This window comes from Leptolyngbya sp. ST-U4 (genome assembly GCF_039962215.1).
GTDB lineage: Bacteria > Cyanobacteriota > Cyanobacteriia > Elainellales > Elainellaceae > Leptolyngbya_A.
In genome coordinates this window covers 22,577-45,530 of record NZ_JAMPKZ010000019.1, presented here as the reverse complement: position 1 = coordinate 45,530, position 22,954 = coordinate 22,577, and the positions used below count along the sequence as shown (strand labels likewise).

The 22,954-nt window shown below is 51.3% G+C and carries 21 protein-coding genes; 14 read left to right on the top strand and 7 right to left on the bottom strand.

Features of this window, described 5'->3' with window-relative positions; translation table 11 throughout:
- Positions 1-19: 19 nt before the first annotated feature.
- Complete coding sequence (locus NDA02_RS21030; protein ID WP_190789707.1) at positions 20-901, top strand: hypothetical protein; 882 nt, start codon at positions 20-22, stop codon at positions 899-901.
- Between the two features lie 4 nt (positions 902-905).
- Here NDA02_RS21030 and NDA02_RS21025 read toward each other — a convergent pair whose 3' ends face one another.
- Together NDA02_RS21025 and NDA02_RS21020 are read right to left on the bottom strand one after the other, a co-directional pair.
- Positions 906-1,922, bottom strand: coding sequence for a glycosyltransferase (locus NDA02_RS21025; protein ID WP_348248219.1), 1,017 nt, complete (start codon positions 1,920-1,922; stop codon positions 906-908).
- A gap of 333 nt (positions 1,923-2,255) precedes the next feature.
- Positions 2,256-3,149 carry a M48 family metalloprotease gene (locus NDA02_RS21020; protein ID WP_190793932.1) on the bottom strand — a complete coding sequence of 298 codons (894 nt, stop codon included), beginning with the start codon at positions 3,147-3,149 and terminating at the stop codon, positions 2,256-2,258.
- 364 nt (positions 3,150-3,513) lie between these two features.
- Here NDA02_RS21020 and NDA02_RS21015 point away from each other — a divergent pair, with 364 nt between their 5' ends.
- Together NDA02_RS21015 and NDA02_RS21010 are read left to right on the top strand one after the other, a co-directional pair.
- Positions 3,514-4,026 carry a helix-turn-helix domain-containing protein gene (locus tag NDA02_RS21015; RefSeq protein ID WP_348255776.1) on the top strand — a complete coding sequence of 171 codons (513 nt, stop codon included), beginning with the start codon at positions 3,514-3,516 and terminating at the stop codon, positions 4,024-4,026.
- The gene (locus tag NDA02_RS21010; RefSeq protein WP_348255785.1) at positions 4,020-4,589 is read left to right on the top strand and encodes an IS630 family transposase; all 570 of its coding nucleotides are present in this window, start codon (positions 4,020-4,022) and stop codon (positions 4,587-4,589) included. Before NDA02_RS21015 ends, NDA02_RS21010 begins: the two co-directional genes overlap by 7 nt.
- Positions 4,590-4,695: 106 nt before the next feature.
- Here NDA02_RS21010 and NDA02_RS21005 read toward each other — a convergent pair whose 3' ends face one another.
- A complete protein-coding gene (locus NDA02_RS21005; protein ID WP_190793931.1) occupies positions 4,696-5,652 on the bottom strand; it encodes a hypothetical protein in 957 nt (318 codons plus the stop codon).
- A gap of 359 nt (positions 5,653-6,011) precedes the next feature.
- Between NDA02_RS21005 and mnmA the strand changes: the two genes are divergently transcribed.
- Positions 6,012-7,082 carry a tRNA 2-thiouridine(34) synthase MnmA gene (mnmA, locus tag NDA02_RS21000; protein WP_190789931.1) on the top strand — a complete coding sequence of 357 codons (1,071 nt, stop codon included), beginning with the start codon at positions 6,012-6,014 and terminating at the stop codon, positions 7,080-7,082.
- A 27-nt stretch (positions 7,083-7,109) separates the two neighbouring features.
- Positions 7,110-7,598 (top strand): NINE protein, encoded by a 489-nt coding sequence (locus NDA02_RS20995; RefSeq protein ID WP_190789932.1) that lies wholly within the window; start codon positions 7,110-7,112, stop codon positions 7,596-7,598.
- Positions 7,599-8,110: 512 nt separating this feature from the next.
- Here NDA02_RS20995 and NDA02_RS20990 read toward each other — a convergent pair.
- The 4 genes from NDA02_RS20990 to pgl form a co-directional block, all read right to left on the bottom strand.
- Positions 8,111-9,286: a cysteine desulfurase family protein gene (locus NDA02_RS20990; RefSeq protein WP_190789933.1), complete on the bottom strand. Its 1,176-nt coding sequence runs from the start codon at positions 9,284-9,286 to the stop codon at positions 8,111-8,113.
- Positions 9,287-9,420: 134 nt separating this feature from the next.
- On the bottom strand, positions 9,421-9,879 hold the full coding sequence (locus tag NDA02_RS20985; protein WP_190789934.1) for an FHA domain-containing protein: 459 nt from the start codon (positions 9,877-9,879) through the stop codon (positions 9,421-9,423).
- 142 nt (positions 9,880-10,021) lie between these two features.
- Positions 10,022-10,777: an FHA domain-containing protein gene (locus NDA02_RS20980; RefSeq protein WP_190789935.1), complete on the bottom strand. Its 756-nt coding sequence runs from the start codon at positions 10,775-10,777 to the stop codon at positions 10,022-10,024.
- Between the two features lie 79 nt (positions 10,778-10,856).
- The gene (gene pgl / locus NDA02_RS20975) at positions 10,857-11,585 is read right to left on the bottom strand and encodes a 6-phosphogluconolactonase (RefSeq protein ID WP_190789936.1); all 729 of its coding nucleotides are present in this window, start codon (positions 11,583-11,585) and stop codon (positions 10,857-10,859) included.
- Positions 11,586-11,883: 298 nt separating this feature from the next.
- On the opposite strand from pgl, the gene NDA02_RS20970 reads away from it, so the two are divergent.
- From NDA02_RS20970 to apcD, 9 genes are all read left to right on the top strand, one after another.
- Positions 11,884-12,669: an HpsJ family protein gene (locus tag NDA02_RS20970; protein WP_348255774.1), complete on the top strand. Its 786-nt coding sequence runs from the start codon at positions 11,884-11,886 to the stop codon at positions 12,667-12,669.
- 377 nt (positions 12,670-13,046) lie between these two features.
- Entirely contained in the window at positions 13,047-13,877 is an 831-nt protein-coding gene (locus NDA02_RS20965; RefSeq protein ID WP_190790047.1) for a glycosyltransferase family 2 protein, read from the top strand.
- 503 nt (positions 13,878-14,380) lie between these two features.
- Positions 14,381-15,124 carry a DUF502 domain-containing protein gene (locus NDA02_RS20960; RefSeq protein ID WP_190790048.1) on the top strand — a complete coding sequence of 248 codons (744 nt, stop codon included), beginning with the start codon at positions 14,381-14,383 and terminating at the stop codon, positions 15,122-15,124.
- A gap of 228 nt (positions 15,125-15,352) precedes the next feature.
- The gene (locus NDA02_RS20955) at positions 15,353-16,948 is read left to right on the top strand and encodes a B12-binding domain-containing radical SAM protein (RefSeq protein WP_190790049.1); all 1,596 of its coding nucleotides are present in this window, start codon (positions 15,353-15,355) and stop codon (positions 16,946-16,948) included.
- A 129-nt stretch (positions 16,949-17,077) separates the two neighbouring features.
- Positions 17,078-18,664, top strand: a complete 1,587-nt coding sequence (locus tag NDA02_RS20950) for a B12-binding domain-containing radical SAM protein (RefSeq protein WP_348255771.1) — start codon at positions 17,078-17,080, stop codon at positions 18,662-18,664.
- 219 nt (positions 18,665-18,883) lie between these two features.
- The gene (locus NDA02_RS20945; RefSeq protein WP_190794683.1) at positions 18,884-19,951 is read left to right on the top strand and encodes a zinc-dependent dehydrogenase; all 1,068 of its coding nucleotides are present in this window, start codon (positions 18,884-18,886) and stop codon (positions 19,949-19,951) included.
- A 60-nt stretch (positions 19,952-20,011) separates the two neighbouring features.
- Positions 20,012-20,389 (top strand): EamA family transporter, encoded by a 378-nt coding sequence (locus NDA02_RS20940; protein ID WP_190794682.1) that lies wholly within the window; start codon positions 20,012-20,014, stop codon positions 20,387-20,389.
- A 104-nt stretch (positions 20,390-20,493) separates the two neighbouring features.
- Entirely contained in the window at positions 20,494-22,083 is a 1,590-nt protein-coding gene (locus NDA02_RS20935) for a DEAD/DEAH box helicase (protein ID WP_242067599.1), read from the top strand.
- Between the two features lie 375 nt (positions 22,084-22,458).
- A complete protein-coding gene (gene apcD, locus NDA02_RS20930) occupies positions 22,459-22,944 on the top strand; it encodes an allophycocyanin subunit alpha-B (RefSeq protein WP_190794681.1) in 486 nt (161 codons plus the stop codon).
- The last annotated feature ends 10 nt before the right edge of the window (positions 22,945-22,954 follow it).

Genomic DNA, 22,954 nt, shown 5'->3' with positions numbered 1-22,954 from the left:
CCCCTCTCCACTTCTCCCCATGAGTCAGACTGCCTCCGAATCTTCCACCCTCCATGAAAATTCGCCACCCAAAATGGAGAATGGAGTGCGCTTGAGCATCCTGGCTAAAAACCTTAATCTGGTAGGTTTACAGGGATTAGCAGTAATGCAAGATCGGGTAATTGTGCCAACCGTAGACGGTGAAATTGTGACCGTGAGCCCGATCGGGGAAGTGAATGTCCTCACCAATCTTCTCACTGCCCAAATTGGCGTGCCCTTCGGCATTTGCGCGATTACCCCGCCGGGAGAACAGCTTCACACCGATTCAGGTGTCGTTGTCACCGTGTCTGGTTTTGATCCGGTGCATTATCTGGTGCGCGTGAGTCCCGATGGACAGCATGAGACGATCGCCGATATGTCAGAAATTAGCGGAACCTACGGTGCGCCCTTCGGCGTGGCTACCTATAACAGTGGCTTTATCGTTGCCGGAACCACCGATGTGATTGCTGGCGATGGTGCGCTGTTTCAAGTAAGCCGTCAGGGACAAATTACAAACCTTGTCAGCTTAAAGCAGTTTGGTAACGCGCTCGATGTGGTGGTGCAGCAGGGGCAATTCATCACCCTGCATGAAAAAGGCGACTTGCTCAAGATTTCTCCCACGGGCGAAGTCGTAGTTCTGGTCAATCTGATCGAGGCGGGCTTCGGCATTCCGTTTAAACTGGCTGCTCAGGCTGAAAATTTGCTGGTCACGACCAATACCGGACACATCGTGCGCGTTGATCCTGAAGGCAAGCCGACTGCGATCGTCGAGCTATTTAAGCCCATCTACAGCACACCCTTAGGTATTGCCATCCAAGGAAATGATCTGATTGTCAGCACCACAAACGGGTCTTTGCTGCGCCTGCAAATCGATCAAGGTTAATTGCCTACCGTCGCTTTTGCAGCTTTTGCAACAGCCGTTTTGCCTTCAGTTGCAGAATTCTAGATTGAGTCAGTTCTTTGATCGCTTGTGCATCCACCGATCGCCCGTGAGAAGATTGATCAAAAAACTGATTAATTTCAGTGAGAATGAGCCGAAGACGACTGAGGATATTGTCGGTGCGGTATTCTGCCAGGAAAGTGTCGGGCAGCGCGAGGGGCTGGTTCTGCTGAGCGATCGCCAGAATCCGCTGAAGATCATAGTTGAGCGAATGGGCGGCAATCTTATAGCAGTTAAAGCCCGGGTCAAGATAATCTGACAGTCCGCCGTTGATGCTGGAAAAGACCTGACAGCCACAAGCCATCGCTTCGAGCGGCTGAAGCCCAAACCCTTCGCTAACGCCCTGCTGCGCCCAGTATTCAGCAGAGTCATACAGATAAACTTTGGCACGGTTAAATAATTGCGCTAGATCCTCCACATAATGATTCACTACATAGACATTGCAGTGTGATTGCAGAGCTGGAATAAGCTGCTGCATTAAATATTCTGAAGATTTACGCGCCTGTACCAAAACGTCGATGTCACGGTTCTGATTCAGATTCCGAAACTCATTCCCAATTTGATTTGGCAGGTAATACAGCAAAGCATGGGGCGATCGTTGTCCCCAATATCCTAAACTATTGCGGCTGACGGTGACGATCGGCACAGCTGAAGGCAAACGAAATCCGTATCCGGCACTGTGTGCGTGATAAATCGTGTGGTATCTCTGAAGGCGTTTTGCCAGTTTGGGCACATCAAATCCCCAACTCATCACAAAAATCACCTGGCTCAGATTAGTCTGACTCAGATTAGCCTGTTGCAGCACATCATCCAGAAATAGCGTTTCCTTCTCGCGCTGACGATAGGTCACCACCTCTGCATCACAAATCTGCTGCGCCAGAGACAAGGTTTTCAATTCTGCCCACAGCCCGCCACAGGCAAACTTGCCTCCTGTTCCTGGCAGCAGAAAGTACAGTTTTCGCACAGTTGCCCTCCTGACCGATGCCCAGCAAATCTCCTCACCGGATTATTGCCTTTGCCAGACCCTATCCTACCTGAAGTGACGACTCGGCGATCGGCTTCTGCCCGATTCAAAGTCCCCTAAAGTTGGGGGATTTAGAAGGCAATGCAGGATTACTGGGATTGCTCAGATCAGCTCCAAATTGGGGCGTTGTTGAATTGGAGTATGATTATCCCCCCCTAGCCCTAAAAAATGGGGAGAACTGATCCTCAAAGTCCCCCAGCATTGGGGGATTTAGGGGGCGATGCAGGGTCTCAAGTTGTGTCTTTATACTTCGTATTCAGCAACGCCTAGGATTCAACTGAACGATTCCTGAGCGAGCGCCGGAGTCTCTTTCTGCTGAGCCATCTCCACCAGGCGACGAATCCGATCTTCGGTAGCCGGGTGAGTGCGGAACAGTGATTGCAGACCTTTTGCCGAAATTGGATTGATAATCAGCAGCGGTGACATTGCCGGGTTGCCGTGCATAGGCAACTGTTTGCCGATTTCTTCTAACTTTTTCAAGGCACTCACCAGAGCCAGCGGATTGCCCGTAATCTCAGCCGAGCCTTGATCTGCGGCATACTCACGGGTACGAGAAATGGCAAGCTGAATCAGCGAAGCCGACAGCGGAGCCAGAATGATCAAAAACAGCAAGCCAAATGGATTGGTGCCGCGCCGCCCGCTGTAAGTCACCGGACCATAAAGCGCACCAAAGGTGAGGATGCGTCCCAAAAACGTGATTGCGCCCGCCAGCGTTCCGGCAACTGCTTGAGTCAGCGTGTCGCGGTTTTTGACGTGGGTGAGTTCGTGAGCAAGTACGCCTGCCAGTTCCTCACGGGAAAGCAGCTTCATAATGCCTTCAGTGACCGCAACGGCAGCATGATTCGGATCGCGCCCGGTCGCAAACGCATTCGGCGACTCGGTTGGGACGACAAACAGCTTCGGCATTGGAATTTCGGCACGATCGCTTAAACTCTGCACCAGATCATAGATTTCAGGAGCCTGCTCACGGGCGATCGGCTGAGCGCGATAGGCTGCCAGGGCTGCACGATCGGAGTAGTACCAGGAACTAATCGACATAAAAGCTGCAATGAAAAATCCGATGATGAGCCCTTGTTCATTGCCAATCAGGGCATAACTGACCAGAACAATCAAACCACTCAGCAAGCCCAGCAAAGCCGTTGTTTTAAGCTGGTTTATCCCACTCATGTTGTTATCCGCACCTAGAAACTTAAACTGCTCTTGAACATAGCGAATGGAGCGATCGTTTTAGGTCTATCGGACGATCGAAGTTGGGATATGGCTTGAGTATGAAATCCTGGCGCTGTTGAATAATGCGATGAATTCTCCTCTTAACCCTTCACCAGGGCGAAACCTTTCAACGAAACTATCAGATTTGAATCCTCAAATCACAGCTTTTCATCACTTTTCAGCATTGCAAACTTCCTCTTTCCTATCTTCGATTAGATAGGTCGAAATAGCTTCTGCAATTTATTCACTCGTTTAATACCAATTTAAATAGAGGACAAGGCAGATGATGTAGAGTGAGAAGAGCCGTTTCTCCCGACTACTCATGGTTGGCAAGACCAGCATTGAAGTGAAGGAAAGCCTGGATGAACTAGCCCAGCAGTTGCGCCAGGCGAAGACGCCGAATAGCAAGGAACGATTGCAAGTGCTTTACTGGCTCAAGCAGGAGAATGCACCCAGTATTAGTGCGATTGCCAAAGCCGTCGGGAAACATCGAAACACGCTGCAAACGTGGCTATCGCTGTACCAGCAAGGCGGAATCGAAGCGATGCTGGAAATCAAACAATCATCAGGCAGAGTGCGCAAGATACCGCAATGGGCAGAGGAAGCATTAGCCAAGCGGTTACAAGACTGTGACCACGGGTTCGCAAGCTACGGCATGGTGCAGCAGTGGTTGAGCGAGACCCTGGGCATTGAAGCCGAGTACCATGCGGTGTACCAGATGACGCGCTACCGCCTGGGAGCAAAGTTAAAAGTGCCGCGACCTGAGCACATTAAGCAGAACCACGACCAACGCGATGCGTTTAAAAAAACCTTGCCGACGACCTTGCCCTGCTGAAGCAGTACGACTGCTCGACTCGCCAAGAGCAGCGGGAGATCCGCTATTTTGCACAGGATGAGAGCCGGTTTGGACTCAAGACGTTACTGGGACGGTTGATTACTGCCTGCGGCGTTAAACCGATAGGGCAGTGGCAGTGGCAGTTCAAAGCCTTTTGGCTCTATGGTGCCGTTGAACCGGCAACGGGAGAATCCTTCTTTTTGCAATTTTCTCATGTGGATACCGTTTGCTATCAAAGGTTTTTAGATGAGTTTTCCAAAGCGTATCCGAATAGTCTGAACATTCTCCAACTGGATAACGGTCGCTTCCACACTGGTCAAGATTTAGCGGTGCCAGAGAATGTCATTTTGTTGTTTCAACCTCCTTACTGCCCAGAGCTAAATCCAATTGAGCGATTATGGCAACATCTCAAAGTCGATCTCAAGTGGGCTTCCTTTAAGACACTCGATCAACTGCAAGCCAGGGTTGATCAACTCCTCACCCAGTTAACACCCCATATGATTGCTTCCATCACTGGCTATTCTTTCATCCTTGATGCTCTATCTGCCCTGAGCACCGTTTAAATTGGTATAACAAAGCGTTCTCGTTGCTCAGATAAAGACACGAACAGGGCTTCTGTCCTCAAGTTGAGTACCCTGTTCTGATAGTTTCTTAAACTTTCCTTATCGCCTATCGGGTGTAAAGAATCCGCGCATTTAATCCAAAATCGCGAAAATAGCGCGTCCATCGCCTGGCTGCGCCCCGATCGACAAAGGGACCGACCCGCACATGAGGACCGCGTGACGAAGTCGAAGTTTGCACCATTTGGGCAATGCCAAAACCATCACCGAGGCGCATTACCTGATTGCTAATTGCTGTCAGATTATCCGATTTTCCCGGAATCACCACATAGAACGATCGTCGATTTCTCGTGTCGCCTGGAGCTGAATCAGGGGGCAGCAGTGTCTCAGTGGGTGCAGCAGACGGCGCAGGATTCACAAACTGTTCGGGCGCAGACGGCTGACCAAACTCGACTTCCCGCGGTACTGGTGTAACGGGCAGCAAATCGGGCGGAGGAAGCATCGGCGCAGTCACCTGAGGGGCAGCAGGTGGGGCAGACGGGCTGGGAAAAGAGGCAGGGGTCGGCAGCGCAGGCGCAGTCACTTGAGGAGTAGCCATTCTTGATGGAGCAGTCCCCACTGTAGCCCCTCCGCCTCCTGGGAGTGTGACCACCTGTGCCCCAATTCCGCGTCCTGCCAACGCTACAACCTGCTGCTGTGCCCCGCTGATATCGCTAAAAATTCCTGCCTGGATCATGCGGCGACCCTGATAGTGCTGCACAAAAGCTCCTGGCTCGATCGATCGCACCTGATCTAGCATCATTGAGCTGTCGCCATTGATAATGACTGCATATTGCTGGGCGGCAGGAATCGCAGGTGAAGCTGCGCTGGGGACGAAACTTGGCTGAGCGGGAGAAGTACCCTGCCTAAAAGACGGCGGTGGCGGCGGCAGTCCGTTCACAACCTGCTGAGCTAAAAGCAGACGATCGCCCGGTTCCACAGGCTCTGCCAAAACCACCGAACTCGAACAAATCAAGCTGCTGATCACTCCTATACCAATCCAGGGTATTGACGCTGCACTGCTCATAACGGGTTTGCTCAACTAGCACAGATTGGCAGCAAGTCTAGCACAACATCTGGCGTACCAATCAACTTTTAAGGCATTTTTACCGCTAAATCGATTTTCCTTGGAAAGTGACTGCTATCTGACTCAGGACTTTTTGACTTAGAACTTTTTGGCTGAGTGACGATCGTAGAAGAAAAACCCCACAATGGTAAAAGCATCCCTTGCCCCTTTAACCCCTGCCAACGCGATAACAGCAACAGAATCGCTGAAAGCATGAACCCGAATCCAAATGTTAGTCTAGAGGTTGATGAATTTTCTCAGCTTCCTGCCTCAGGGTGCTTGCCCACTGTACTCTTTGTTTTTCTTTTCATTGCAGACTCATGAATAAAGTCGCTGTTGGTCTTTCTGGAGGAGTCGATAGTTCAGTTGCGGCTGCCACGCTTCATCGCCAGGGCTATGAAGTGGTTGGAGTGACGCTATGGCTGATGAAAGGAAAGGGGCAATGCTGCTCTGAAGGCATGGTCGATGCAGCACGGCTATGTGAAGAGCTGAATATTCCCTATCACGTTGTCGATAGCCGGGAAGCGTTTGAAAAGAATATTGTTGATTACTTAGTGAGCGGCTACGGAGCTGGAATCACTCCGCTGCCCTGTTCTCAATGCAACAAAGCGGTCAAGTTTGGTCCAATGCTGGACTATGCTCAGACCGAGTTGGGAATCGATCGCATTGCAACAGGGCACTATGCTCGCATCACCCAGTCCCCTGATGGACGCTATGAGCTGCGCCGTGCAGTTGATTTGAGCAAAGACCAGTCCTATTTTTTGTATGACTTGAGCCAGGACATTCTTGCTCACGTCCTGTTTCCGCTGGGCAACCAGCCCAAAACTGAAACTCGACGCATGGCGGCAGAATTTGGGCTGCACACTGCTGAGAAACCCGAAAGTCAGGATCTTTGCCTGATCGAGGCACACGGCTCAATGCGGACGTTTCTCGACAAGTATCTGGCCCCTCAAAAAGGCGAAATTGTGGATGTTTCAGGTCGAGTGCTGGGTGAGCATGACGGCATTCATCACTATACGATCGGTCAGCGGCGGGGCATTGGGATCGCCCACTCAGAACCGCTTTATGTCGTGGGCATTGATGCGGTCAGGAATCAGGTTGTGGTGGGCGATCGCACTCACGCACAAAATACAGACTGTACGGTACAGCGCGTGAACTGGGTATCGATCGCAGAACCCACGGCTCCGATTCGGGCAGAGGTACAAATTCGCTATCGATCGACGGCTGTGCCCTGTACGGTGATGCCGTTCACGAATTCTCGCGCCAAAATTATCTTTGATGAGCCACAGTTTAGTATCACGCCAGGGCAAGCAGCCGTCTGGTATCAGGGCGATTTGCTCCTGGGCGGTGGTGTGATTGAGCAAATTGAGCAAGAGGCTCCCGCGTCCTAAAAGGTTGTAGCACAAGAGGAAACCGCGATGAACAAATCCGGGACAAGCTACTTGCTGTGGTTAGGTTGGCTGTTTGGCATTTCTGGGCTGCATCGCTTCTACAACGGAAAGCCCATAACAGGCGCGCTATGGTTTTGTACTTGGGGTTTATTTGGAATTGGACAAGTGATCGATTTGTTCCTGATTCCCGATATGGTGGAGTCGCACAATGTCAAAAGCAAAGATCGGCGACTTTCGGAGTTGCTGTCTGCAAGTACCGGAGCGGTTCAGCCCGTAGCTGAGAAGGTTATGGTGCAATCAAACTCAAAGCTGGCTCGACAAGAAGCTCGACTGAAGCTGCTCAAGGCGGCAGTTGCGCGAGGGGGAAAACTATCGGTGACGCAGGGGGTTCTGGATACAGGGCTTGATTTCGATGAAGTGGAAGCTGTCCTGCAGGAAATGGTGAAATCGGGCTATGTGGGGGTCGAAAACCATCCTGCAACAGGTGTTGTTCTCTATCACTTTCTGGAGCTTTAATCGCTTCCACAATTAACTTCCACAATCAATCTTTCAATCTTCAATTCACCAGTTAGTCCAGTTAAACCACCCAGGTAGTAGGTTGAAGAACTAGTGAGTTTGCTTGTCTCGATCGAATGAAACAAAAAGAAAATAAACTGAGCGATCGACTCGAACCAGGATTTCAGACTATTTTAGTCAGACTATTTTAGAAGAATTGCGTTTGGAAGAATCGCGTCGCTCCTAGTAACAGCGCATCGGGTCACACGGAGGATTTTTTGCCTGGAAATCGAGCAGGTCTATAGTTTGCTCACTAAGCTGATTCCCACTGGGGCCGATCGCTTCGAGAAGCTGCTTGGGTTCAGCAACAGATGATACAACAGAACTTAGCAGAAAAACGGTACTTAGGATGAAGCTCATAAATGCTGGTAGACGCAACGTTTGATAGTTAGCATGATGGCTTTTGAGCAAGGTTAGCTCAATCAGGACATCTGCCTAAAGTTGTACTTGCGTCTCTGCCATTATCCGTAATTCTACAGAGAATGACAAATTGAAAGCGTGGGTAGAGGCGTGAGGCGATCGAGAATTTGCTTCAGCACCAAGGCAGTCCAGTCAATATCTGCTTCAGCTGTGAGTCGTCCGAGCGTCAGGCGGATTCCTGATTTTGCAGCGCGATCGTTCAGCCCCATTGCCGACAGTACCGGACTGGGAACCAGTTTGCCGCTATGACAGGCTGACCCGGCACTGATGGCAATTCCCGCAAGATTCATCTGCCGCACCAGCGTCTTGCCGCTTAATCGCTCACCGTCGCCCGACCGCCAGTAAAAGCTGACATGGTGGGGTAGCCGATGCAGCCGATCGCCTGTGGGAGTTAAATCTGCTACCTCTGCAAGCTGGTCAAAGAGCCGATCGCGTAGCCGGATTAGGCGCAGGGATTCTGTCAACAGGTCTGCAGCAGCGAGCTCTGCGGCTAAACCAAAGCCTGCAATGAGCGGCACGGGCTGAGTTCCCGATCGCAGTCGAAACTCCTGTCCGCCACCCGTCAGCAACGGCACCAGATCAATACCAGGACGGACATAGAGCGCGCCCACTCCCTGAGGACCATAAAGCTTGTGGCTGGACACCGAAAGCAAATCAACAGGTAACTGAGCGACCTGAATCGGCAGTCTTCCAGCGACCTGAACGGCGTCAGTATGAAAGATTGCCCCATGAGCGCGGACGATTTCCCCTAAAGCTTCGATCGGCTGAACCGTACCAACTTCACTCTGTCCATAAATAATCGACACGAGAACGGTGTTTGGACGCAGTGCCGCCTGCAAATCAGCCGGATTCACCCGCCCCAGACTATCCACGGGCAACCGAGTGACCTGCCACCCCTGCTGCTCTAACCACTGCACAGGCTCCGAAATGGCAGAATGCTCAACGCTGGAAATGATTAGGTGCTGCGGTTGCCGATACTGACGCGTCACGCCCAGAATGGCGAAATTATTGGATTCAGTGCCGCCGGAAGTAAAGACAATCGACTCTGGAGACGCACCTAGCAGCGCTGCTACTTGCATTCGGGCTTGCTCTAAAACCACTGCCGATCGCTGCCCCCACTGATGCAAACTAGAGGGGTTGCCCCACTGCTCCTGCATCACCTGCTGCATTCGCTCAATAACTTCCGATCGAGGCGGAGTCGTTGCACTGTAGTCGAGATAGATTTGCATGATATTGAGCGGCACTCAGACTGCGAACAGGACAAGCAATTCTGCTCTCCTTTTTTCAGGATAGACTGCCAATTCTCTTTGAACACGGCGCATCGCCAAATTATTTGCAATTTCCGATTGAACTGCTAAGCCACTTAATTATCCGCTGAGAAAAATTGCTTGGGCGTGTCCTGGTTTGTGAATTCTGGATAGGTCTGGGAAGTGATTTCAGTTGGTGCATGAGAAGCATCCTGACCAGAATGGCTGAGGCGAGCCAGCATCGGATTGCGGTTTAGTTCTTCCAGTGCCGACTCGTTCAGACGAATTTGCAGGTTGGGTCCCGATCGCGCTAATCGAATCACGGCTCCATCCATCACAGGAACCTGCGTCACCCGCTTGCCTTCAAAGTAAGTGCCATTAGTGCCTAGGTTGATCATTTCCCATCCTGCTTTAACCCGGTGCAGCTCTACATGATGACGAGAAACCACTGCGCTGTACAAAACAACTTGATTGTCATTAGATCGACCGATGCGAATCACAGATTCCGAGTCTGAAAATGTCCAGACCTGCACCGGGATTTGCTTGACGGGGTGGAGAAGAGACAGAATGATCACACAACTACACAAAGGAGGGTAAGAGCACTTAGAGAAGAAATCATAGCAAATTCAAAATTAAGGTTCCATCCTTGAGGGGCGGCACGAGCAAGAACAGCAGCAGAAAGAAAAAGGAGTTGATTTGCCTTTCATCGTTGCTCGCCTATGAAACCTGAAACAAAAAAGAAACCTTATCTCCTTTTCCTAGCGCAACGCGATCGCCCGATCGGAGCCGATGACGATTGCCTGGGGGCAGGGGCGTATTGTTGATATAAGTGCCATTCGAGCTGCCCACATCCTCAATATAGTAGAGGTCGCCTTCGACGCGAATATCTGCATGAATTCTAGAGACAACTTCAGAATTGGGAAACCCTGAAACATCTACATCCGGCGGGATGCGATCGTTGGGTTTGCCGATGTGGATAACCGTCAGAGCGGGGGAAAGCTCGATCGCAGTATTAGTCTGAACGTGCAGTAAACGGACGGCTTGAGTCTGGAGCTGAGTTTTAGAGCCGATTCCCGCAGCACTTGCAGGGAAAGCCGGGGTCACAAATGGCTCGGTTGCAGCGATCGCAGGCGGTGTTATCGGGGGAGGATTATCAGGCTGAGGTGCAGCTGACTGAGGTGCTGCGGCAGAGGACACCGGAGACACAAGCGGGTCAGGAGACACCAGGGGGTCAAGGACAGACAGATCAGGAATGTCCAGATCAGGCGAAATAGTTGCTGGCACGGCGTCGGGCGGCATTTGCGCTGAACCTACTTCAAGACTAGAGCCACACTGACCACAGAAGCTTGCATCCGTTTGAACAGACGCGCCACAGTTAGGGCAGCTCATCATGGCAGGCAGGGGCGTGTAGCACGCTTCGCACTGAATCGCGGCATCTGGATTCTGGTGGTTGCAGTTCGGACAAACGATCATGCCCTGTCTCCCGGTGGTGACGCTGACTCTATCTTATTTGCTTTGTGCCTTATTTATCCTACGTACTTTATCACTGCCTTTAAGCTTGCGGTAGGTTTGCTCCTGCTGCTTGATCAAGCAACCACCACAGTTCGCCATGCTCAGGATGAATCAGGCTCGATGGATAAGTTTCAGTATCGGGGTCAGGCGCAAAGATTTGGGCAAGGGCAGCCTGCTTGTTTTCACCTGCAACGACGAAAATGATTGCTTTCGATTCGTTAATCACTGGAATGGTCAGGGTAATTCGAGGCTGGCCGTCTTTGTTGCCCACGGTGACGAGCCGATCGCACACTTGCAGCGCATTCGTACGGGGAAACAGAGAAGCGGTGTGTCCATCGTCACCCATGCCCAACAGCATCACGTCAATCTGAGGAAATTGACCCTGCTCGAGCTTTAATAACTGCCGCAGTTCGCGATCGTATCGGGCAGCTGCGTCATTTGGATCGGATTCGTCAGTTGGCATGGGATGAATATTTGCAGCCGGAATCGGAACTTTATCCAGCCATGCCTGTCGTGCCATTAGAGCGTTGCTATCGGGATGGTCGTGGGGTACATATCGCTCATCGCCCCAAAAAATCTGAAGTTTTTCCCAGGGCAAATCCTGTCGGGCAAGAGCTTCGTAAAGTGGTTTCGGCGTGCTGCCCCCTGAGAGGGCGATCGTCGCCGTGTTCCGTTCAGCAATCGCCTGTCGCAGTTTTTCCAGCACGAGCTCGAGCGATCGTTGAATCAATGCTTTTGAGTCTGGCAAAACTTCAATGTGCTTACTCACGTCATCCTCCTCGACACCCTATCGCGATCGGTCATGCAGTCTAAGCCCGGAATGAGCCGCACTGAATGTGCCGAATGATTTTATTTACTCAATAGTGTAGGCAAATTTTTAAAGCAGGAGTGACGATGTACTCAATTCTTTCAGCTCTAACCGCAGTTTTCCTGTAAGCTGATGCGTTTTTTAGACGGCAGGGAAAGCTACACTGAAGAGTCGCTGTTGCTCCACTGTTGCATCCCGATTGCTTTGAAGCCCCTTGCACTCCAGAATGAAGTCCGTTGCCGTCAAACATTACTGAACCATGACTTTGAAACAAGCTCCAAACCAACGCCCCTACTCGGTTCTGGTGTCTCGCGCCCTCAAAATTGTGGGTATTGTAGTCACCCTGGCAGCCCTAATCGATATTCTGATTCTGCCGATTCCTTACCAGATTGCCGATCGCCAATGGCAAATCAATTTTGCGGCTCAAATGGTCGATCGGGGGGTAGTGCCGCTAGTTGGTATCGTGCTTTTTATGGCAGGCTTTTGGGTTGATAGTCTTTCCGGAGCGCTGGCAGAGCGAAAGCGGCTGTGGCAAGATCCTCGCTTTTGGGCTTGTGTTTTGTCGAGCCTTTTGGGTTTGCTGTTTGTGCTGCTGTTTCCCCTGCACCTCAACAATGTGCGGTTAGGCAATACGGAAGTGATTGGGCAGATTGATCAGCAGGCGACTCAGGCGCAAAGTGAGCTAAGCACTCGCCTTCAGACCGAAGTGCAGTCGCAGCGACAGCAGATCCAACAGCTTTTAGGCGCGACAGACGAACAGATCCAGCAGCTTGTTAGTGCCGGACGGCTCAGCCAGGAGCAGGCAAACCTGGTCAAGCAGTTCAAAGCAAACCCTGAATCACTGGATACGTTTCTGCAACAGCGCGAAGGGGAACTTAGAAATCAGCTTCAAACTGAGCTTGGCGTTCGCAAAGAGCAACAGCAAAGCACGATCAAGACCGAAGCTCTCAAGTCAGGCTTGCGCGTGGGCATTAGCAGTCTGCTGCTGGCGATCGGCTTTAGTGCAGTAGGCTGGCTGGGGCTCAGAAATCTGGCACAGCGATAGGCGATCGGCAAGGGGCTAATGCCAATTCGGATTCGGAGTTCGCAATTCCTAGCTACAAACCGCCTCACCAGTCTGCGTCTGAGAGCTTCGACTCGGAGTCGTAACGGAGTGAATTGGGCTAACCCCACTACGCTCATTTAAGCCTGCAAACGAAACTGATAAAACTCCTGAGCCTTACTGAATCGAAATATGAAGAACCCAATTGAGCTCCTGCATCGCCCCTAAATCTCCCAATGCTGGGGAACTTTGAGGATTAGTTTGCCCAATGTTGGGGGCTAGGGGGCGAATCATACTCAAATTCAGCAACGCCAAAACTCCTGCTTCCAGGCTTCACAGTTCCGAATTCTCCATTCCGCATTCTGAATTCATGCAGGGCTATGTTCTCGATTTACATTTTGACCTTCAATGAAGAGATTGATATTGCTGCCTGTATTGAGTCAGCCTTGCTTTCAGATGATGTGATCGTGATTGACTCATGCAGCACTGATCGCACGGTTGAAATTGCCAGCCAGTACCCGGTGAGAGTGGTTCAGCATCCGTTTGAAAGCCACGGCAAGCAGCGCACCTGGATGCTGGAATCGGTTCCGCCCAAGTATGAATGGGTCTACATTTTAGAAGCCGATGAGCGGATGACACCCGAACTGTTTCAGGAATGCCTGAGCGCAATTCAAGACGATCGCTTTGTGGGCTACTACGCTGCCGAGCGGGTCATGTTTATGGGGCGCTGGATTCGTCGCAGCACGCAATACCCCCGCTATCAGCTTCGGCTGCTGCGGCACGGCAAAGTCTGGTTCAGCGACTATGGACACACGGAGCGGGAGGTTTACGAGGGGCAAACGGGATTTTTGCAGCAGACTTACCCGCACTACACATGCAGCAAAGGCTTGAGCCGCTGGATCGAAAAACACAATCGCTATTCTACGGATGAGGCGATCGAAACCCTACACCAGCTTGAGCAAGGCAGCGTCAATTGGCGGGATTTATTTTTGGGAAAAACCGAAGTCGATCGGCGGCGTGCCCTCAAGGATCTATCGCTGCGGCTTCCGTTTCGTCCTTTTATTCGATTTCTGTATATGTATTTGCTGCTGGGCGGGTGGCAAGATGGTCGAGCAGGCTTCGCCTGGTGTACGCTTCAGGCATTTTATGAATATCTGATTGTCCTTAAGGTGTGGGAAATTGGGCAGGCATCCACGAACATAGTTCGCTAGCAAAGAATTGCTCAGGCTCTTGCCTGCAGGACTCTCGCCCGCAATACAGCGCACCAGCAAGACAGCACAGATAACGACAGAATTCATCGGTAGCAGCGATAGCACCAGTTCCGATAAAATCAGTTCACGCTGAAATCCTACTTTAGGGATAAGGCAATTCAGGAATAACCGTCACAAGGATGACCATCACAAGGTACCTCGTACAGGAAGCGCCCAGCAGCTATTTTGAGGGCAATCGTTGCAGGTGAGTCCTCAGGCAAGAAAGCAGGTCTATTGATGTGAAGGTGGAGAACATGAGAAATGGAAACAATTCTTCACAAAATTGCGATTAAATTATATTGATAAATATTGACAATGAAGATCGATGCTAGTGGGCTGCATCCTTCCAGGCGCTCGATCAATAAAAATCAATGGACAAGACCTTTACCGGATAGGATTTAGCTAGGTCAGTTGTTGCGATCGATTGCGGTGGTTTACCCCCAAGGTATTGAAAGGAGCGAAAGTTGTCTGTACTCCAACGATTGAAGCAAGACTTCAAAAATGATCTGATTGCTGGCCTGCTAGTGGTCATTCCGCTGGCAACCACAATCTGGTTAACTTACACTATCGCAACCTGGGTCATCGACTTTTTAACCCGAATTCCCAAACAGCTTGACCCGTTTAATGGGCTAAATCCGCTGCTGGGCGATTTGCTGGATTTTGCGATCGGGTTAACCGTGCCGCTGGCATTTATTCTGCTGATTGGCTTAATGGCGCGCAACATTGCCGGACGCTGGCTACTCGATTTTGGCGAACGCCTGCTGCAAGCAATTCCCCTGGCGGGTTCTGTTTACAAAACGCTAAAGCAACTGCTCGAAACCCTACTGCGGGATACTAATAATAAGTTTCGGCGCGTTGTTTTGGTGGAATATCCGCGCAAAGGGATTTGGGCGATCGCCTTTGTTACCGGGGCAATGAGTCCCCAAATTCAAACCCATTTGCCAGAAACGATGCTGAGCGTTTTTATCCCGACGACGCCTAACCCCACCACCGGATGGTATGCGGTTGTGCCGGAGGACGAAGTGGTCAATCTGTCGCTCTCGATCGAGGATGCGTTCAAGATTGTTGTTTCAGGCGGAATTGTGAGTCCTGGGGCAAATAATCTGCCTGCACTGGGCGGCGAAGAGCAGCAGCGATCGGTTCTCGGATCTTCCGCTTTAGAAAAGAAGCTCCAGCCTGTTCCGGCAATTCCAAGCGAGGACGCCTAAAGAATTTTCTGTGCTGGGTGTAGACCCCGCAGCCCCAATTGGGAAAGGAGTCGTTTCGATCGCAAATCTAACTTTTCAGACTTCGGCTAGAAACGGTTGACAGTCCCAGATTGAGACTTAAATCTCGTTACTCTGGCTCGATCGACTTTCAATCAAGGGGCACAGAACGGGTTGCTTATCCGTCGTGATTGCAATACGATCCAGGCATTGTGTGAGGAAGAACTGTCCATGCGGATTCTGCTCGTCTACCCGAAGTTTCCGAAAACCTTCTGGTCTTACGAAAAAATTCTGGAACTGGTGAATCGCAAGGTGCTGCTGCCTCCGCTGGGCTTAGTCACCGTGGCAGCCATTTTGCCCCAAACCTGGGAGTTTAGGCTGGTCGATCGCAATATTCGATCGGTTACTGAAGAAGAGTGGGCATGGGCAGATATCGTCATCTTATCCGCAATGATTGTGCAAAAAGCGGATTTGCTTGACCAGATTCGGGAGGCAAAACGTCGGGGCAAGCGCGTTGCCGTGGGCGGCCCTTTTCCCACTTCTGTGCCTGAAGAACCGCAGGCAGCCGGAGCGGATTATCTGATTCTGGATGAAGGCGAAATTACGCTGCCGCTCTTTATTGAGGCGATCGAGCGAGGCGATCAGCAGGGAGTCTTTCGATCGAATGGCGAAAAGCCGGATGTTACCGGAACCCCCGTCCCCCGCTTCGACCTGCTGGATTTCTCCGCCTACGATTCGATGTCAATCCAGTTTTCGCGGGGCTGCCCCTTTCAGTGCGAATTCTGCGACATTATTGTCCTCTACGGGCGCAAACCTCGCACCAAAAACCCGGAGCAGTTGCTTAAGGAACTGGATTATCTTTATGAGCTGGGCTGGCGACGCAGCGTGTTTATGGTGGACGACAACTTCATCGGCAACAAGCGCAACGTCAAGCTGCTGCTGAAAGAACTCAAGGTCTGGCAAAAAGAACATGGCTATCCCTTCCGCTTTAACACTGAGGCTTCTGTCGATCTAGCGCAAGACGAAGAGCTGATGGATCTGATGGTGGAATGCTTCTTTGATGCGGTCTTTGTGGGCATTGAAACCCCGGACGAGGATAGCCTGTCGCTCACCAAAAAGTTTCAAAATACCCGCGGCTCACTGGCAGAGTCGATCGAAAAAATTACCAGAGCCGGACTGCGCGTGATGGCTGGCTTTATTATCGGTTTCGACGGGGAGGAAAAGGGTGCAGGCGATCGGATTGTGCGATTTGCGGAGCAGACCACGATTCCCACCACGACGTTTGCCATGCTTCAGGCATTACCCAATACCGCGCTGTGGCATCGCCTGGAAAAAGAAGGACGGCTTCGCTCTGGCAAAGATGGCAACATCAACCAGACTACACTGATGAACTTCATCCCCACCCGTCCGCTCGAAGATATTGCGCGAGAATATGTGGATGCCTTCTGGCAGCTCTATGAGCCAAAGACCTATCTCGATCGCGTTTATCGCCATTTCCTGATTCTGGGTGCGCCCAAGTGCAAGGCTCCTGCCAAACTGCCGAGCTGGATTGATCTGCGGGCGTTGGCGATCGTCTGCTGGCGACAGGGCGTGAAGCGATCGACCCGCTGGGCATTTTGGCATCACCTGTTTGGCATTCTGCGGCAGAACCCCGGCGTATTTGAGCATTACCTCGCGGTTTGCGCCCATAATGAGCATTTCCTGGAATACCGCCAGATCGTAAAAGACGAAATCGAGGTACAGCTCCAGGAATTCTTTGCCGACGAAGCCAGGCTTCAAAGCGGCGTGGAGGCAAACGCGGCAAAGGCACTGGCGCAGTCTGCCTAGTCAATGCCCTGTAAAGGCTCGGCATGATTTCCAGGAAAAACAGGAATCAATGTCCTGTTCCTGCCTGCATGGTAAGCTCATCGAAAATACTCAATCGTTCAACTTCCAATCATAGAGGTGTGAAGCCTGATGCGTGTGCTGCTGCTCTATCCCCTGTTTCCCAAGAGTTTCTGGTCTTTTGAGAAGGCATTGGAACTGGTCGATCGCAAAGCACTGCTCCCACCTTTGGGACTGGCAACGGTAGCGGCAATTTTGCCCCAAACCTGGGAATTTAAGCTGGTCGATCGCAATGTTGGCTCGGTCGCTGAAGAAGACTGGGATTGGGCAGATTTAGTCATTCTGTCTGCCATGATTGTGCAGAAGGAAGACTTTTTAGCGCAGATTCAGGAAGCCAAGCGGCGCGGCAAGCGGGTTGCGGTCGGTGGCCCTTATGCGACTGCCCTTCCTCATGAAGCGGAAACGGCTGGAGCGGATTATCTGATTCTGGACGAGGGCGAAATTACGCTGCCGCTCTTTATTGAGGCGATCGAGCGAGGCGATCAGCAGGGAGTCTTTCGATCGAATGGCGAGAAGCCGGATGTCACCGGAACCCCCGTCCCCCGCTTCGACCTGCTGGATTTCTCCGCCTACGATAATATGTCGGTTCAGTTTTCGCGGGGCTGTCCGTTTCAGTGCGAATTCTGCGACATTATTGTCCTCTACGGGCGCAAACCTCGCACCAAAACTCCGGCTCAGCTCATTGCCGAACTAGAATGCCTTTACGAACTGGGCTGGCGACGCACAATCTTCCTGGTAGACGACAACTTCATTGGCAACAAGCGCAACGTCAAGCTGCTGCTGAAGGAACTTAAGCCCTGGATGGCAGAACATGGCTATCCCTTCGCTTTCAATACCGAAGCTTCCGTCGATCTGGCGCAGGATCAGGAACTCATGGATCTGATGGTTGCCTGCAACTTTAATGCTGTCTTTTTGGGCATTGAAACGCCGGACGAAGACAGCCTTGCCCTGACGCAAAAATTCCAGAACACCCGCGACTCGCTTTCTGATGCTGTCGATGCGATTATTCGATCGGGTCTACGGGTGATGGCAGGCTTTATCATCGGCTTTGACGGCGAAAAACCGGGGGCAGGCGATCGAATTGTGCAGTTTGTCGAAAAGACTGCGATTCCCACTGCTTTCTTCAGTATGCTGCAGGCACTTCCCGATACGGCACTCTGGCATCGTCTGGAAAAAGAAGGACGACTAAGAGGCAGCGGCAATATCAATCAGACTACGCTGATGAACTATGTGCCAACCCGCCCACTAGAGCAGATTGCACAGGAATACATCGACGCTTTTTGGCAGCTTTATGACCCATTGGCGTATCTCAACCGCACCTATCGCCATTTTGAAAAGCTGGGCACACCTGAGCATAAGTCACGCTTGCGGAAAGTAAGCTGGGTCAGTATCCGGGCAATGCTGATCGTTTTCTGGCGACAGGGCATCTTGCGAAAAACTCGCTTTCAGTTCTGGATCAATCTGATCAAAATTTGGCAGACCAATCCCCGTGTTTGGGAGCATTATCTGTCAATTTGCGCGATCAACGAACACTTCCTGGAATATCGCCAGATCGTGAAGGATCAGATCGAGGCGCAGCTAGCCATTTATTTGGCAGAAGAGGCAAAATTGGAAACGGAAAAGCGAGAAGGAGAAAAGGTAATCCAGGGAGCGGTGTAGCCTTTATCTAGCCCTGATCAACTCAATTTCTCTGCAATGGATGTAGAAGATCTCCATGCTTGCAGAGACGGTCAATGAATATGTCTTTAGTGCTGGATAGCCCATTGTCAGCACTGGGAAGCGCCTGCGAAAAGAGAAAAGAGTCGTCTCAAGAGTTTTAGCCGATCGCCTCCCCTGAAAATGGTAAAGTTTTCGCAGGGACGCTAGAGGTATGAAGCGATGAAAGCACAGGTATTTCGCGGAGTGAATCAGCTTTGCTACGAAGAGGTTCCCATTCCTGAAATTGCGCCGGATGAAGTGCTGGTGCAGGTCAATGTGGTGGGGCTGTGTCAGTCGGATATTAAAAAGATTCGCTATCCCCTCTATGAACCGCCGCGTATTTTTGGGCATGAAACGGCAGGGACGATCGCCAAAGTGGGTTCTGAGGTGAAATCCTGGGCGGTCGGTCAGCGGGTGGTGGTGCTGCATCACATTCCCTGTATGCACTGCGCCTATTGTCTGAACGAAAATTTCTCGATGTGCGATGTGTATAAGAACATTTCCACCACGGCTGGCTTTGCACCAAGTGGCGGCGGCTTTGCGGACTATGTGAAAGTGCCGGGGCATATTGTGCGAAATGGTGGACTGATTCAAATCCCGGACAATATTACGTTTGAGCAAGCCAGCTTTGTGGAGCCGACGAATTGCTGCCTGAAAGCCGTCAAAAAAGCGCAAATTCAGCCGGGGCAAACAGTGCTGATCACCGGAGCAGGTCCGATCGGCTTAATGTTTATCATGCTGGTGAATTATTTTGGGGCAAAGGCAATCGCCACCGATCTCATTCCTTCTCGTATTGAGAAAGCTCTAAATGTGGGAGCAACGGCGGCATTCGATGCGCGTGATCCAGACCTGCCCGCCCAGATTCAGGGAATAACCAATGGCATGGGCGTAGACGTGAGTTTGCTGGCGGTTCCGAGCGAAAAAGCCTTTTTCCAGGCGCTTGACTGTACTCGCAAAGGCGGCAAGATTCTCTTTTTTGCAGAATTCCCTGATGAGCTGGAAATCCCGATTAATCCAAATATTTTGTATCGACGCGAGATTGACCTGATGGGCAGCTATAGCTCCTCTTATCGAGTGCAGGCGTTGGCAGCAGATATTGTGTTTAGCCAGCGAATTGATGTGGATGCGCTGGTGAGCGATCGATTCTCGCTCAAGGATTTGTCAGCAGCGGTCGAGAAAGCCGTCTCTCCTACCCCGGAAACCCTGAAGATTTTGATCTACCCGGAAGCAGAATTGGCGAAGAAATAACCGCAAAGAGAAAACAGCTCTGCTGGTAAACTACTGAAGAACAAAGCCGAGGAGATTGCTGTGGCTCTAAGCGAATTTGCCTTACTTGTAGGGGCGGTACTGTCGAGCGTGATCGGTCAGTTTTTGCTGAAAGCAGGTGCCTTAAAGCTGGGCAAAGTGAGTGCAGAAAACGCAATGAGTCATGTTTTGGGAATTGTCACGATTCCTGAGCTGGTCGGTGGCTTAGTGGTTTACGCCCTGGGGGCGATCGCCTACATTTTGCTGCTGACGCGGGTGAATTTGAGTATCGCGGGCCCGGCAATTGCGTTGAGCTATGTGTTTGCAGTCATTATGGGCTATTTTGTGTTTCGTGAAACAATCCCGATCGCCCGTGTGATTGGCGTAGGGCTGATTGTCTGCGGAGTGATTTTGGTGATTTGGCAGAAGCCGCAGGGGTGAAACTCTTATCCTGACGATTTGACTAAAGGCTTGCTCGGATCAGCAAAAGATGCTGTAAAATTTAATGCCTCATCAATTCGTTTGTACTGTTGCAGGAGCAAACTTTGACGCACTTGAAACCGCCGCAAGCCCCGTTGCAGCCTCCTACGCTTCGTCCTTACCAGAACCAGCTGATTAAAGATCTCTATGTAAAGTTGGGGCAGGGACATCGACGGATTGCCATTATTGCCGGAACTGGGGCAGGCAAAACGGTGATTGGCGGCAAAATCTGTGCAGATACGGTCGCTCGCGGGCTGCGACTAATGTTTCTGGTGCACTTGGATGTGCTAGTGGGGCAGACCTACGAGAAGATGCAGGCGTTTGGGCTGCGTTGCGGGTTTATCAAAGCCGGATGGAAAGAAGACCCGGAGGCTCCTATTCAAATCGCTAGCATTCAAACGATGGAGAAGCGATCGTGGTGGCGCGATTGGAAAGCCAACGTCGTGTTTTTTGACGAAGGACACACCACGGTATTTAGCCAAATTGGGCAAGAGATAATTTACCAGACTCACCCGAAAGCCGTGCATCTCGCCATGACTGCAACCCCCTACCGTATTGGGCGAGAGCAGTTGGGCGATCACATGGAAACTTTTGTAGCATCGCCCGTGCCGTCAACGCTTCAGCAAATGGGCTATCTGGCTCCGATGCAGTATTACGGGGTTGCTCCCGATAGCCAAATTAATCTCGATGGCGTAAAAACGATCGCCGGCGACTACGATGAGCGCGATTTGAAGAATGCCTGCGATCGTCCTGAACTCGTTCAAAGAATTGTTGAAGAATGGCAGCGGCTCACACCGGGGAAACGCACAATTGCCTTTTGTGTGGATGTGGAACACGCTCGCCACGTTGCTGAAGCGTTTAAAGCCTCTGGCATTGCTGCTGCTGTGGTGGATGGCAGTACCCCAATCCGAGAACGGCGGCGGCTCTACCGGGCATTGGGCGAAGGAAAACTGCTTGTTTTGACCTCCTGTAATGTGATCAGTATCGGGTTTGATGAACCGAGCGTTGAAGTAGGGCTGTTGCTGCGTCCGACTCAATCGCGTGCGCTCCACTATCAGCAGGTAGGGCGGGTTTTGCGAGTTTCGCCTAAGACAGGCAAAACTGACGGAATTATTCTTGATCAGGCAAATAATCTCAAGCGGCTCGGATTTCCAGAAGACATCAAGGCATATTCCCTACCGACTCAAAAAGAGCCAGGAACCCATGAACCGCAGCCGACCAAGCAATGCCCCGACTGCAACCGCCTGATGTGGGGCTTTGTCATGACCTGTCCCGGATGTGGCCATCGGTGGGAGACCGAAGCCCAGGTTCACATCGAGGAACTGGTCGAAGTTCACAGCGAGGAAGTGTTGCGGCAGGCAGAACTGCGACAGCAAATTGCGTTTTTTCGGCAGCAGCGTCAGAAGGCTTATCGGGAAGGAGCGGCTCCTAACTGGGCAAAGCACGTTTTTTATCGAGAATACGGTTATCTACCAGAACCACACTGGTGTCTCGGCTCAATTTTTGGCATTAACCCCACTCCACAAGAGATGACCGCTTACCGAAACTATCTGGCCCGCATTCAGCAGCAGCAGGGAAAGCCGATCGCCTGGGTGTTTGACGAATTTCAGCAGGAGTTTGGTGACCAGAGCGAACCCGAACTGTTGTGGCGGTAATTCATTTAAAGTTCAATTAGAATTCAAAGTTCGAGATGGGTAATTCGGAATTGCGAACGCTGGAACTGACGATCGGGGCATGGCAAGCAGGGGGTTGGGGTTGATGCAAGGCTCAGGGAAGGTCGGTCTTTTTGCCTGAATCACGCATTAATCTTAATGAAGTTTTGAGACAAGTTTGGAGACAGGCCTATTCGCCTGATCAAGACTCTGGATCAAGGCCAGGAAACCTTTAATTACCCTCAGTTTTGCAATGCCAAATCCCAAATCCCCAGGGACGAATTACCGATCGCACTCTTTCCTTCAGACACCCAAACTGGATACAATACTGCGATAGCAGAATCACCGATCGTCATCCCCAATAATTACCCGATAACTATGAGTGTAGTAACCAAAGTTATTCTCAACGCTGATGAAGAACTCCGTTACCCCAGCAGCGGTGAACTTAACAGTATTCAAGACTTTTTACAAACTGGCGAACAGCGTGTTCGGATTGCTGGCGTTTTAGCAGAAAACGAAAAGCGAATCGTCCAGGAAGCCAGTAAGCAACTCTGGAAGAAACGCCCTGACTTTATCGCTCCTGGCGGCAATGCCTACGGTGACAAGCAGCGTGCCCTCTGTCTGCGCGACTATGGCTGGTATTTGCGCCTGATTACCTACGGAGTCTTGGCAGGCGACAAAGAGCCGATCGAAAAAATTGGTTTAATCGGTGTGCGTGAAATGTACAACTCCCTAGGTGTTCCGGTTCCGGGCATGGCGGAGTCAATTCGCTGCCTGAAGAATGCATCGCTGTCCTTGCTGAGCCAGGAAGATGGCGTAGCCGCAGCTCCCTATTTCGACTACATCATTCAATCCATGTCTTAATTGCCCGCAG

Coding starts and splice junctions, on each gene's coding strand:
- mnmA (WP_190789931.1), top strand. CDS start 6,012: ATGAATAAAGTCGCTGTTGGTCTTTCTGGAGGAGTCGATAGTTCAGTT.
- NDA02_RS20995 (WP_190789932.1), top strand. CDS start 7,110: ATGAACAAATCCGGGACAAGCTACTTGCTGTGGTTAGGTTGGCTGTTT.
- NDA02_RS20955 (WP_190790049.1), top strand. CDS start 15,353: ATGCGGATTCTGCTCGTCTACCCGAAGTTTCCGAAAACCTTCTGGTCT.
- NDA02_RS21005 (WP_190793931.1), bottom strand. CDS start 5,652: ATGAGCAGTGCAGCGTCAATACCCTGGATTGGTATAGGAGTGATCAGC.
- NDA02_RS20970 (WP_348255774.1), top strand. CDS start 11,884: ATGACTTTGAAACAAGCTCCAAACCAACGCCCCTACTCGGTTCTGGTG.
- apcD (WP_190794681.1), top strand. CDS start 22,459: ATGAGTGTAGTAACCAAAGTTATTCTCAACGCTGATGAAGAACTCCGT.
- NDA02_RS21020 (WP_190793932.1), bottom strand. CDS start 3,149: ATGAGTGGGATAAACCAGCTTAAAACAACGGCTTTGCTGGGCTTGCTG.
- NDA02_RS20965 (WP_190790047.1), top strand. CDS start 13,047: ATGTTCTCGATTTACATTTTGACCTTCAATGAAGAGATTGATATTGCT.
- NDA02_RS20990 (WP_190789933.1), bottom strand. CDS start 9,286: ATGCAAATCTATCTCGACTACAGTGCAACGACTCCGCCTCGATCGGAA.
- NDA02_RS20980 (WP_190789935.1), bottom strand. CDS start 10,777: ATGATCGTTTGTCCGAACTGCAACCACCAGAATCCAGATGCCGCGATT.
- NDA02_RS20945 (WP_190794683.1), top strand. CDS start 18,884: ATGAAAGCACAGGTATTTCGCGGAGTGAATCAGCTTTGCTACGAAGAG.
- NDA02_RS21030 (WP_190789707.1), top strand. CDS start 20: ATGAGTCAGACTGCCTCCGAATCTTCCACCCTCCATGAAAATTCGCCA.
- NDA02_RS21015 (WP_348255776.1), top strand. CDS start 3,514: ATGGTTGGCAAGACCAGCATTGAAGTGAAGGAAAGCCTGGATGAACTA.
- NDA02_RS20950 (WP_348255771.1), top strand. CDS start 17,078: ATGCGTGTGCTGCTGCTCTATCCCCTGTTTCCCAAGAGTTTCTGGTCT.